General features: G+C 53.4%; 9 protein-coding genes. All 9 read right to left on the reverse strand.

The genetic code is table 11. The annotated features are described in order from the left end of the window. Positions 1 to 25 precede the first annotated feature (25 nt). On the reverse strand, positions 26 to 706 hold the full coding sequence (locus tag ACGS9J_RS13155; RefSeq protein WP_442231340.1) for a DUF2931 family protein: 681 nt from the start codon (positions 704 to 706) through the stop codon (positions 26 to 28). A gap of 26 nt (positions 707 to 732) precedes the next feature. Continuing rightward, positions 733 to 1,410 carry a DUF2931 family protein gene (locus ACGS9J_RS13160; protein WP_442231341.1) on the reverse strand — a complete coding sequence of 226 codons (678 nt, stop codon included), beginning with the start codon at positions 1,408 to 1,410 and terminating at the stop codon, positions 733 to 735. Between the two features lie 44 nt (positions 1,411 to 1,454). Then, on the reverse strand, positions 1,455 to 2,132 hold the full coding sequence (locus ACGS9J_RS13165) for a DUF2931 family protein (RefSeq protein ID WP_442231342.1): 678 nt from the start codon (positions 2,130 to 2,132) through the stop codon (positions 1,455 to 1,457). Positions 2,133 to 2,149: 17 nt separating this feature from the next. After that, on the reverse strand, positions 2,150 to 3,832 hold the full coding sequence (locus ACGS9J_RS13170) for a T6SS phospholipase effector Tle1-like catalytic domain-containing protein (RefSeq protein ID WP_442231343.1): 1,683 nt from the start codon (positions 3,830 to 3,832) through the stop codon (positions 2,150 to 2,152). After that, positions 3,829 to 6,342: a type VI secretion system Vgr family protein gene (locus ACGS9J_RS13175; RefSeq protein ID WP_442231344.1), complete on the reverse strand. Its 2,514-nt coding sequence runs from the start codon at positions 6,340 to 6,342 to the stop codon at positions 3,829 to 3,831. Before ACGS9J_RS13175 ends, ACGS9J_RS13170 begins: the two co-directional genes overlap by 4 nt. A gap of 294 nt (positions 6,343 to 6,636) precedes the next feature. Beyond that, on the reverse strand, positions 6,637 to 7,269 hold the full coding sequence (locus ACGS9J_RS13180) for a hypothetical protein (RefSeq protein ID WP_442231345.1): 633 nt from the start codon (positions 7,267 to 7,269) through the stop codon (positions 6,637 to 6,639). A gap of 11 nt (positions 7,270 to 7,280) precedes the next feature. After that, complete coding sequence (gene tssH / locus ACGS9J_RS13185) at positions 7,281 to 9,923, reverse strand: type VI secretion system ATPase TssH (RefSeq protein ID WP_442231346.1); 2,643 nt, start codon at positions 9,921 to 9,923, stop codon at positions 7,281 to 7,283. A gap of 185 nt (positions 9,924 to 10,108) precedes the next feature. Beyond that, entirely contained in the window at positions 10,109 to 10,600 is a 492-nt protein-coding gene (gene hcp, locus ACGS9J_RS13190; protein WP_442231347.1) for a type VI secretion system effector Hcp, read from the reverse strand. Positions 10,601 to 10,615: 15 nt separating this feature from the next. Then, positions 10,616 to 12,331, reverse strand: a complete 1,716-nt coding sequence (locus tag ACGS9J_RS13195; protein ID WP_442231348.1) for an OmpA family protein — start codon at positions 12,329 to 12,331, stop codon at positions 10,616 to 10,618. Between the last annotated feature and the right edge of the window lie 3 nt (positions 12,332 to 12,334).

Here is a 12,334-nt window from a genome sequence, read left to right on the forward strand (position 1 = left end):
TTTCTCCTTTTTATTATGCTGAGCATCACCAACTGCCATAGGGGTAGGTTTTACCTTTAATAAAATCAGGTGTATCACCGTAGTAAACATACCCGTTCGGATGTTTAGTCACACCCTTGCACATCTCCATTTTTTCACCCGATACCGTGGTGATTTTGGCATCAGACTGGGGAACCACTGGATCACCTAAATTATCCAACCAGACACTCACCTTACCTCCGGGAGCCAGACCAATTACCATCGTGTCACGGTAATACGTCTCGTCTGGGCGATAACTGTCGGTATACAACGCCGTCATCTGTTCCCAGGTATCTTTTTTAAATATCACCTGCGTTTCATAACTCTTTTTGTCTATCACTGAGTCCCAGCAGAACCGCAGCATCAGAGGAAGCGCCTTGCCCTTATTGTAGTAAGACTGTGTAACGCCCAGATGGTCATTCCAGCGCCCTACGCTAACCTTGCTCGGTCTTGTGGTATCAACGTACTGGTAGGTGGTCTTATAACCAGCTCCGTCCACCATCAGCGCCTGGGTGGCGAGTGCTGGCAGCGCTTTGGGGTAAATAAAGAGAAATTTCCATTCGTCGTAGGGCAGCTTTTTATAGCCCAATTCCGTCTCGCCCGGAGCAGCAGACAACGATTTTTCTGTGGAACACCCCGTCAGGGCAATCAGCGCAAAGACAATAACGGCCTTGTTATTCCTCTCCATCTTTCTGTTTCCGTTCAGATTAACTATTACCAATCACCGTAGGGATAAACTTTCCCTTCGATGAAAGCTTTTGTCCCCTTGGTATATCCATAACCATTAGGGAAATTTGTTACGCCCTTGCACATATTCATCTTTTCACCCGACACGGTGGTGATTTTGGCATCCGACTGGGCTACCACTGGATCACCTAAATTATCCAGCCACACACTCACTTTCCCGCCGGGTGCCAGACCAATCACCATCGTGTCACGGTAATACGTCTCGTCAGGGCGATAACTGTCGGTGTACCGCATAGTCATTTGTTCCCAAGTACCTTGTTTAAATATCACCTGTGTTTCATAACTCTTTTTATCAATCACCGAGTCCCAGCAGAACCGCAGCATCAGCGGCAGCGCTTTGCCTTTGTTATAATAGGACTGTGTCACCCCCAAATGGTCATTCCAGCGTCCCACGCTGACCTGACTCGGCTCGGTATTATCCACATACTGATAAGTAGTCTTATAACCGGCCCCATCTACCATCAGCGCCTGAGTGGCCAGTGCAGGCAAAGCTTTGGGATAAATAAAGAGAAATTTCCATTCGTCGTAAGGCAGTTTTTTATAGCCCAACTCTGTCTCGCCCGGAACAGCAGACAACGATTTTTCTGCGGTACACCCTGCCACTGACACCAACAGAAGTGCAGTAATGATTTTATTCATAGCCATATTGCCATCCTGTAGCGTTAATTACTGGACGCTGATGCTGGCTGTCACCAGTTGCCGTAGGGGTAGGTTTTACCTTCGATAAAAGCTTTTGTCCCTTTGGTATATCCATAACCATTCGGGAAATTAGTCACCCCCTTGCACATTTCCATTTGCTCACCCGATACCGTGGTGATTTTGGCATCCGACTGGGGGACCACCGGATTGCCGCGGTCTCCCAGCCAGACGCTAACCTTACCCTCAGGAGCCAGACCAATAATCATGGTTGAACGATAGTAGGTTTCGTCCCAGCGATTATCCGTATATGGCGTGGTCATCTGTTCCCAGGTACCTTGTTTAAACAACACCAAGGTTTCATAGCTTTTTTTATCGATGACCGAATCCCAACAGAACCTCAGCATCAGCGGCAGCGCTTTGCCTTTGTTGTAATAGGCCTCTACCCCCCCCAGACGATCATTCCAGCGTCCCACGCTGACCTGACTCGGCCTTGTGGTATCAACATACTGGTAGGTGGTCTTATAACCGGCCCCATCCACCATCAGTGCCTGGGTGGCGAGTGCCGGTAACGCTTTGGGATAAATAAAGAGAAATTTCCATTCGTCGTAGGGCAGCTTTTTATAGCCCCATTCGGTCTCGCCCGGAGCAGCAGGCGGAGATTTTTCTGCGGTACACCCTGCCACTGACACCAACAACAGTGCAGTAAAAATGTATTTAACCCTGGTCATATTGCCATCCTGTAGCGTTAATCAGTGGACGTCGTGACGACGTCATTTTTTACTGCGTTATCATTCAGCCGCTGCTGATCGTCCATATACCATACGGAACGCACCCAGTGGTCATTGGGTTTATTCGGGAAGACAAAGGCCTTATCCTCTTTCGGACCAAAGCGATGGATAAATATCTCTCCCGTTTTCGGGTCCACCCATAAATTACGATCGGATTCGATGTTCCATTTGGCGGAGCAGTGGGTATATTTCCCTATAAGCAGCCGCTCTTCCTCGGTAAAGGCTTGAGGCACCTGCCCCAGTCGCACCGATTTTCCCTGCGCGATAGCTTTATCACAAAGAACTTTTAACTCTGGCGGCAATGAATATTTTTCATCATTTTCTTGAATTTCCTCGAACACTACTCCAGCTTCCTTAGCCGCATCCAGCATCACGCGCAGACAGACGCTGGCCCATTCATTAGGAATTGCCATTCGCTCAAAAAACACTGAGGCGCCCACCTGTTTCTGAATACCCCCTGACCGACGTTGATTGCTATTCATCACACCTACGGAGCGGGTTTTGGTGGTTATTTTTCCATGGGGCAACAAGTATTTCAATGCAGGCAGAGACACCAACAATTCTCTGACTTTCTCCGCCTTACGATACACCCGGGTATCGGTTTCTCTGGTATCGTCGCTGACGATTTCAAATTCGGGGCAGCTCAGAAACAAACTTTCATTTTCCTGCATAGGCGAACCCACGGGGTTATAACCCCCACCGATATCTGAATGTGATCCCGGTAAAGCAAGCTCGGGCCACATGCCATTAATGCTGTTCAGGCTGAAGTTATAACGGTACTCATTCATAGCGGTAATCTGAAAGACTTTCTTCGCTACCGAAGGACGCAATTCCAGCTTCACCCTCGGATTGCTGCGGCCGTTAATGTCGAAGAAATTGCTGATCCCGCCAATGGCCGCCACGGTATCGAAAATACCTAGGAATCGGACTTCGCCGGAAGGTTTGCCGTCGTAATAATCTCCCCTGAGACCTTTCGCAATCGCACTGACTATAGCAGGATCCTGTTCCATAACCCGATTAGCAAAGTGCCGCGCCGCAGCCGCCCCACGGCTAAAGCCAAAGACATCAAACTGAATTTTTGCGATGCAAAAATTAGGGTTTAAATTAAATTCCATAAACTCTAATATCGCACTGGTGATCCCCTTTATCGCCGCGTCGGTTTTCGTCACCACACCTTCAAACACATCCAGAATACTGGTGCCCAGTCCCATACCCAGAGCCGAGTCTGATTCGCCTGCCGCTGTGCCTATCCCGGAAATATAGGTCTGGATCTGTGCCCCGGTCTGGTCATCCGATAGGGTCTGGTCTGCTATATAGAGGGAGTTCAGCCAGTGAATATTTGAGTAATATCCGCGATAGCTGCCATTCGAAATGCTGTCTTTGTCGATGGCTTTAAGAAAGTCCTCGCAGCTTTGCGCATCTTTTTGATTCACACCCTGCTGAGGGGCATTGCATTCATTGAATTGCATTAAGCGAGAGGCTGTGTTTTCTCTGTTATTACCCGTACCGTCGAAAAAAACACCGATGGTTAACGTCACGCCTCGTACTGGTTTTTTCTGCGCAACCACCGTTTTCCATTCATTATGAATACTGGTTTTATGGGTGCCGTCGGTTACGTCATAACCCTGATATTTTGTCATTCCGCCTCTCCGTTGGTTTTTACCTTACCGAATTCAGCTTTTACCGATGACGGGATGGAAGTATTGACTGGTGCCGTTTTGCCTTCCTCGTCAGTAATTCCCTGTAGGACATCGCCCTCAGCTGTTGTTATGCGATAAGGCGTTGACGGCTGCGGAATACCTTTATCATCGGTAAGAATAAAACCACCACCAAACCCTCGCGGCATCTCAACTGGCGCGACATCCAAACTAGCTGCCCCCATCTTTTGCGCGTTAGTGCACTTAAACAGGATATTCCCTGGGCAGCCCAGCTCGATATTTCCGCCGCTCAGTTTGATATAAGCCCCGCCACAGGCGAGAATGAGATCCTGTTCGGCAGAGATCGTCACTTTCCCTTCAGAACTTTGAATATCAAGGTTCTGAAGGGCGCTGACAGATAACGCATCACTCTGTGCCTGGATATCAAGCTTGCCTTTTCCCGCCAACAGCTGCATACCCTGGCCGTTCGCCAGCAGGCTGACTGCGTCATCTGCCGCGACGGTAAACGACTGGCCAGCACTGATGTCGGTATTGTGCCCTGACATGATGCCCACGCTCTCACTTCCTGATGCTACCCGCACTGCCCTGGCGCTCACCATGCCAATCCCCTGCGGGGCATGCAACAGCATTCCCGGTGCAGTGAGGTCACTTAAAGACGCATTCAGTCGTTGCTGGCTGCCTACATCCCCTTGGGTAGCCTTCGCAGAGGTTGCTGCTTTCGCCATGCTGCGTGCCAAAGCTAATGCCTGCTCCAGTTGCCGGATAGCGTCATCCATCTCCAGCATCTGCTCTTGTGCCTGGGGCTGTTCATCTGCACTGATAAACACCCCTTTTCCACCACGGATACTCACCCAGTCATCCGTGCGCAGCTCTGCCCCCTCACCGCGAAGCACTCTTTTTACATCAACATTGTGCCCCAGGTTCAGCTGTGTCTTGCCGCCGTACTCGGTACTGAGCTTGATATGCTCCTCACCGCGTTTGTCTTCCATCCGCAGTTTGTTCAGGCCGGCGGTCCGGATGACATTGCGCGTGCTGTTGGCTTCAGTGACGTGGTCCACATGGCGAGAGTCGTGCAGGGCGTGGGCGATATACGGCCGGTCCGGGTCACCTTCGTGGAACGCAATCGCCACCTCGGTGCCCTGTATCAGTGGGAAGTGGAAGCCGTATTTGTCGCCACCGTAGGGTTTGGCAAAGCGCACCGGCATGCTTTCCATACCCTGACGCTTGTCGTCGCGGTCGGCATCGAATTTCACCCGATACATGCCTGCTGCATCCTGCCAGGCGTAGATATCGTTCTCTTTGGCGCTGGTGATGCGGGCCGTCAGCGTACCGCTGACTACCGGACGTTTTTTCGCGGCAGGTCGCCAGCAGCGGTTCTCGTAGTATGGCATCGCCGCCCACGCCACCTTCAGGGCGTTCTGACGGCTGGCGGTGTAACCGGCGCTGATAATGATGAGCCCGTTTTCGGTTTCGCGGGGCAGCGTCGGCGGGATGGCCGTTTCGGTAATGCCCAGCACCTGGGCCGGGCCGAGGGTGTGATCGGTGCTACTGCCGGTCACCGTGGTCTGCCCGGACAGGAAACGTTCATGCTCCAGGCGTGCCCAAAAATTACCGGTTTCCGCTGTCGGGTTAATCTTGTCGCCACGCTCAAGGTGACGCGGGCGGTGGTGATACACCTCACCGTAGGTGATACCCTCCCCGTCGCCCCGGGTCATATCTGCCGGTACCGACGTCAGGATGTTCTGAGCTTCCCGGTGGTTGTAGTCACTGGCCGTGACCGTTCGCTCCACCACGTTATGCCAGACATGCACGTCCCACACGGAATCCACCGCGTTATCATTCGTCCCTGACGGGCTGTTCAGCGGCAGCGTTTTCCCGAACGTCCAGGCACTCTGCTTGTCCGCAAAGTGCACCACTTCGGTCTGGGTGTCAGGCTGCAGGGTGAAGAAATAAAATATCCCCACTTCAGCCAGCAGGCGTTCGATAAATGCGAGGTCATTTTCCTGATACTGGTTAATCTGTTCGCGCTTTGGGTAGTCGGCCTTAAGGGTGAACTCGTATTCCCAGCCTTTCAGGCCATGCTCCGTGAGCACTTCCGCGACCACCTCCGGTACCGATTTGTTGACGAAGAAGCGATGGGTGCGGAACTGGTTACCAAGCAGGGCGAGGAAAGGTTCAATAATGATTTCATACTTGACCTGATCGCGAGAACCCGAAAGACGTCGAAAATTTGTTACTACTCCGTGTACGACTTTACCCACCACCGGATTAAAGAGCTCGCCCACGTCCATATTCAATGTGACGGATTTACTCAACATCATATCGGCAGTGAGATCCGGATGAGGACTGGTGAAACGGATAGTATAATGGTAGAGGACACTCATCTGTTCCAAACCTTCAAAACTCTCTACATCCAGAGGATAAGGACAAGAAGGAATATTTAGACTGTAGCGATTAAGCGTGGCACCTGTTATTTCAGATATATTATTCATTTTTTAATCTTCTGTCAGGTTGAACAATACGGATATTGCAGGGCAGTTAATTAACAACAGATTATCACCTTCAGTAATAATCATCCCATTTTCTTTGGACATGAGGGAATGCACAGCGATAAATTAAATAACCAATACAGATCATTAAAATACCACCACTTCCCCAGTAAAACCTATTATCATCATTTGAAACAAAAAATGACCATGTAGACAAAAAAATGCCAAACAACGTAAACGAAGCTCCTGTTGCACAGATGATATAAGCTACCATGACCACAAAAACTCTCTTTATATTCATAAGCCACCAAAGAAATGCTCACAGATCTTATTAAACTTACCAGGGTCAACCTCATCTATCTCACAGGCTTTTTCAAATGGTTTAACAGTATCTTCAACAAGAAAATAAAGGAGGTCTAAATCACCCATCTTTTTTAATCTATAATAAATAGCAGCATTTCTTTCCTGTAAATATCTGGCAGTGTAGATCGCTCTTGACGATTCAGAACCAATGGAAAGAAATGAGCCTATGATTACGCCTGAAAAAAGCGCTGTTACAGCACGAGTTGATATAATAGCACCTAAATTAACTCCTGTTAATTGAGAAAATAATGTTTTACCGACAACACTTCCACCTACATTTTTAGCGATTAAAGAAATATTAATGCGGGATGAAAAATCATCCATAAATACCTTAATAATTTTTTCAATCACCCCTCTGTTAAAGGTCGTCCTTTTAACCAATTCAGCCAGCCTGAATTTATCATCCTGGTTATCTCTGCGGTGCTCCGTATCAATAAAATCATACCCCAGATAACCAAGGCTAACCGGAAATGAGATTAATCCTTTCGCCACTGCACCAATAAAACCTGAGCTATCAACATTGATGGCCTCCAGCATATCTCTGGCAATATCTTTTGCACTGTCCATACAAGCTTCCTTTAATTTTCGACGGAGCCCCCAAATTCCAGCACGATCCCGTCCTCCTCACGCCAGCCTAACGTCAGCGATACTGGCTTCTGCTTCGCCGCCATATGGGTCAGCAGTTGCTGGCTCAACACCGGCAGAATTTGCTGGTTGAGCAGGCTGTCGACGTTACGCGCCCCGGTATCCGGCAGCAGGCAGGCGGCGGTGAGGGCGTCATACAGGCTCTCGTCGATATGGGTTTTCAGGCCATAGTGCCGGTGCAGGCGTTGGCTCACCTGGGCCAGCTTCATTTGCACGATGCTGCGCATCGCGGTCTCATTCAGCGGCCGGTAAATCACGGTCTGGAAACGGGCCAGCAACGCCGGCTGGAAGTGGTCGCGCAGGATGGGGCGCAGCAGTTCGTGCAGGTCGCCATCGGTGGCGGCTGGTTGTTCGTCCAGCCGTTGCATGATGGGGTCGCTGCCGAGGTTGGCGGTCATCAGAATGACGGTGTTACGGAAGTCGATTTCACGGCCTTCGCCGTCGCGCATAAAGCCGCGGTCAAACACCTGGTAGAACAGATTCATCACGTCGCGGTGCGCTTTTTCCACTTCGTCGAGCAGCACCACGCTGTACGGGCGCTTGCGCACTGCTTCGGTCAGAATACCGCCCTGACCATAACCCACATAGCCCGGCGGTGAGCCCTTCAACTGGCTGACGGTATGCGGTTCCTGGTACTCCGACAGGTTGATGGTGATAAGGGACTTTTCGCCGCCGTACAGCACATCGGCCAGGGTGAGTGCGGTCTCGGTTTTCCCGGTGCCGCTCGGACCGACCAACAGGAATACGCCCTGCGGACCGTTCTCGGACGTGAGCCCGGTTTTGGCCGCACGCAGACGTTGCGCGATGGCGTTGAGTGCCACGTCCTGGCCCACCACGCGTTTGCCGATTTCATCTTCAAGCATCAGCAGTTCGGTTTGTTCGTCTTTCATCAAGGAGGATAGCGGAACGCCGGTCCAGTCGGCAATCACGTTGGCCACCGTACGCGTATCCACATCCAGCTGAATCAGCGCCTCATCCTGTTGCAGGTTTTCCAGTTGCTGCTGCAAATCCAGATGTTCTGCCGTACGGCTACTATCTTGACGTACCGCCAGGAGTTGCTGCGTCAGCTCGCGCTCTTGTTGGTGCTGCGTTGCCAGCTGACATTGACGTTGGTGCAAGCATTGGCACCGATCGCTGATATCCGCCAAACGCGCCGGATGAGCAGCGGCACTGAGCAGGGTATCCTGCTCTATTGCATGTTGTTCCATGGCCAATGCGGTCAGTTCAGCTTTTATCTGTACCAGCTGTTCAGGCTCGGTATCCAGGCTCATGCGCACGCGGGCGCTGGCGGTGTCGAGCAGGTCAACCGCCTTGTCCGGCAGTTGGCGCCCCGTCAGATAACGACGCGACAGGGTAACCGCCGCTTTCACCGCGTCATCGGTAATGTGTACACCATGGTGTTGTGCATAGCGGGATTTCAGGCCGCGCAGCATCAGGCACGCAGTCTCGTCGTCCGGTTCATCGACTTTCACCATCTGAAAACAACGTTCCAGCGCGGCGTCGCGTTCAAAATACTGTTTGTATTCGCTCCAGGTGGTGGCGGCGATAGTGCGCAGTTCGCCACGCGCCAGCGCCGGTTTCAGCAGGTTGGCCGCATCCGCACCGCCCGCCTGATTACCGGCACCAATGATGGTGTGGGCTTCATCGATAAACAGCAAAATCGGCGTCGGTGAGTGCTGTACCGCCTCAATCACGTTTTTCAGGCGCTGTTCAAACTCGCCTTTCACCCCGGCGCCGGCCTGCAACAAACCCAGGTCTAGCGTGCGCAGGCTGACGGTTTTCAGGCTGTCCGGGACATTGCCTTCCGCGATGCGTAGCGCGAGGCCCTCCACCAGCGCGGTTTTACCGACACCCGGCTCACCGACCAGTATCGGGTTGTTTTTACGGCGACGGGAAAGAATATCCACCATCTGACGGATTTCGGTATCACGGCCAAACACCGGGTCGATGTTGCCGGCTTGCGCTTTGGCGGTGACGTCGAGCGTGAATTTGTCGAGAGCCGCCTGCAGCGCATCGCTCAGGTTTTGTCCGGCAACACCGGTATTACGCGGTTTGTCTTCACCCAGCATTGAAGGTTCACGGCTCAGACTTTCTTCCTGCTGCTGTTCCGGACGCTCATCGGACTGCGCGTCCAGCAGAGGACGCAGGCGCTCCAGCTGGCTCTGCCCCAGCGTCAGCAGCGGCCACAGACCGTCACACCGCGCCAGTTTGGGCTTATTCACCAACGCCATCAGCAGATGCACACTGCGGATATGTTCTTCGCCTGCCAGTGACGCCCGCATCCAGGCTTCCTGCATCAACGCCTGAAGGTGGTCAGACAACTGCGGGCGGTCGCGCACAGAACGCGGCAGATTATCCAGCCAACCCAACAGATCCTGCCACAGCCCGTCCATATCCCATTCGTAGCGACGCGCCAGTACGGTCAGGTCACCTTCGCCCTGCTCCAGCAGTTTCAGCAGCCAGTGTTCCGGCAGGATTTCCGCATGGGCGCGGGTCTGGCACAGGGAGGCGGCGCCTTCCAGGGCACGGGCACAGTATGGGTTCAGACGTCGCAGCAGAATGGCTGGATTTTCCATGAGATCCTCTCTTTATAAGTACCCGGGCACGCTACCGCCCATCGCTGTTTCCCGTTGTTCAGGAGACCAAAGCGCACAAGGTCGGGCTGGCAGGCAGATTGTGGTTTTCTTTGCTGAAGGTCCGCATCCGCAGGCGTTCAGCAAAAAAGAAAAAAGCGGACAGAGGAGACTGTCCGCTCACGGGCTTAGGCGGTGGCGCGTTCGTTCCAGGAATCGGAATGAATGATGTTGCCGTCTTTGTAGGTCCAGGTGATTTTTTCGTAGCGCAACTCAAGCTGCTCGAGGTGGTTGTGTTTCTCGAAGGAAGGATTTTTGATGTCGTGCATTTTCGGCGCGACTTTCACCACCTTCACGTTCTCAAGCTTGGTATTGAAGTACTCCACTTCCTGGCCCGCGTCGTTGATTTTGTACCACTTGAACTCGGCAGATTTCAGGGTCTGCCCGGTGGTTACCGCCTTGTACAGATACGGGCTGGAGGAGTCGATTTCCTTGGTGAACAGGAACGGGGTGTGAATGCGGGTCCCGGTCAGTTTGCCGGTGTTGTTATCGGTCGGGATGTACAGGTTATGTTCCTGCGCCACCACTTCGATGCTGCCTTCACGGTCTTTAACGTCTACAGACCCTTTGATGTCCGCACCGCCGTCGTCTTTCAGCCACAGATAAACAGGAATTGCCATGGTTTACTTCTCCATTTAATTATCAGTAACGTCATCATCCTGCGATGACGCTGATGTTACGTCGGGTACCTGACAGGCATCGGCCTGCGGGACCAGACGAATTTCGACACGCCGGTTAAGCGCACGGCCCTCCGGCGTGTCATTGGTGGCAACAGGGCGGCCTGCGCCATAACCCTGCACCGCAAAACAGCTTTCCGGCACATCGCCGGTGTCGCGCATCCAGTTGCGTACCGATTCGGCACGCTCACGGGACAACGGTTGGTTGATCTGCTGACTCCCGGTGTTATCGGTGTAACCCGCCACCACAATCAGCCAGCCCGGCCTGGCTTTGATGCCCACCAGGGAGTTCACCAGCACTTTGGTCGAGCCCGCCTTCAGATCCGCTTTGCCGGAGTCGAACAGCGACATGCTGTCGAGACGGACGATTTTCGGTCCCTGAATGATTTTCTTGATAACCGGTGGAGGTGGTGGCGGTGGCGCCCAGTCACTGACGGCGGCCTCAACGGACGGAACCAGGCGCAGCCCCTGATACAGACCCAGGCGATAACGCAGTGGCTCCCCGCGACGCTGCCAGTCATCCAGCAATGCCCCATCGGCCCTAAGGCGCTGCTGCGCCCGGAGTTTAGGGGCAACGGGCTGACCGCCAAGGTGGTGATACAGGGCAAGATGATCGCCGACATTACGGATAAGACGCTGGTTATTCACCCAGGACGCCAGCATCGCCAGCGCCAGGAAAATCTCCGCCATCAGGCCGGCATAACGCCAGAACACCATCCGGCGACTGACGCCTCGGCGTCGTGGCAGGGCGGACAGCAGCAGCTCCGGTAACGGTAAGGGATCTTCGGACAGAAGAATGTCCGGGGGCAGTGCCGTGAGGCCGGCGATATGCTGTTGCCAGAGGTTGTCGGTAAGCCCCCTGACGGGCGTCATACAGATCCCATGAGCACAGGGTTTCAGGGCAGACAGTTCCCCCTGACGAGTCTGCAAGAGAGGGGCTACGCAAGCCATCTGCCAGCTCAGCAGACTGTCCAGCCACAATCCCTGACTCAGGCGTGACAGGTGCTCATCGGAGTTGTTGTCCCGGGTCCACTCTGCCAGTGACAGATTGCCCTGGCCGGGCTGACAGACCTGAATGCCTGCGCGATTGCTGACGGTGGTAAACCAGACGGGCTCTGCGTCGTGGCTGGCGGCTGACGGTGACACCCAGGTGACTGTCCAAACGGGCGGAATGCTGCCTGTTACGGGACGGCACTGCACCACACCACGCAGCCAGCCCCTGAGCTGCTGGGCAAAATCATCCTCAGAAGTGTGTTTTTCGGGTTGGATGGCCAGCAATACGGAGATCTGTGACACCAGGGCCGGACGGACCTGACTCAGATGCTGCGCAAGTTTTGGCAAATGCTCTGCATCCCTGACCCATAGATACCAGCCCTGCCGGGTTTCCCGGTGCCTGGAGCCGGGCGAAAAGAGCACCGTATTATCCCCGCAGGCCAGAATGACCGCCCCTTGAAAATCTTCCGGCGGCAGACTGTTATCCCCAAGATCCCTGACCGCTGCGGCCAGCGACCGGATGGCCCGTCGCTGGCGCCACAGCATCATGCCGCACACCAGGATAACCAGCAGACTGAGTGCCACACGGCTGGTGACTGACAGTGGCCAGAAGCCCAGGATGAGCCACAGCGCCAGCACCGCGCTCAGCGCCGTTAACAGACTCCGGTAAGCATCACGCATCAC

It is taken from the genome of Serratia quinivorans, from assembly GCF_052113645.1.
Classification (GTDB): Bacteria; Pseudomonadota; Gammaproteobacteria; order Enterobacterales; family Enterobacteriaceae; genus Serratia; species Serratia quinivorans_B.

Bases quoted from the DNA above. Each gene is read 5' to 3' on its own strand.
- ACGS9J_RS13170 (WP_442231343.1), bottom strand. From the start codon at position 3,832: ATGACAAAATATCAGGGTTATGACGTAACCGACGGCACCCATAAAACC.
- hcp (WP_442231347.1), bottom strand. From the start codon at position 10,600: ATGGCAATTCCTGTTTATCTGTGGCTGAAAGACGACGGCGGTGCGGAC.
- ACGS9J_RS13180 (WP_442231345.1), bottom strand. From the start codon at position 7,269: ATGGACAGTGCAAAAGATATTGCCAGAGATATGCTGGAGGCCATCAAT.
- ACGS9J_RS13155 (WP_442231340.1), bottom strand. From the start codon at position 706: ATGGAGAGGAATAACAAGGCCGTTATTGTCTTTGCGCTGATTGCCCTG.
- ACGS9J_RS13175 (WP_442231344.1), bottom strand. From the start codon at position 6,342: ATGAATAATATATCTGAAATAACAGGTGCCACGCTTAATCGCTACAGT.
- ACGS9J_RS13160 (WP_442231341.1), bottom strand. From the start codon at position 1,410: ATGGCTATGAATAAAATCATTACTGCACTTCTGTTGGTGTCAGTGGCA.
- tssH (WP_442231346.1), bottom strand. From the start codon at position 9,923: ATGGAAAATCCAGCCATTCTGCTGCGACGTCTGAACCCATACTGTGCC.
- ACGS9J_RS13165 (WP_442231342.1), bottom strand. From the start codon at position 2,132: ATGACCAGGGTTAAATACATTTTTACTGCACTGTTGTTGGTGTCAGTG.
- ACGS9J_RS13195 (WP_442231348.1), bottom strand. From the start codon at position 12,331: ATGCGTGATGCTTACCGGAGTCTGTTAACGGCGCTGAGCGCGGTGCTG.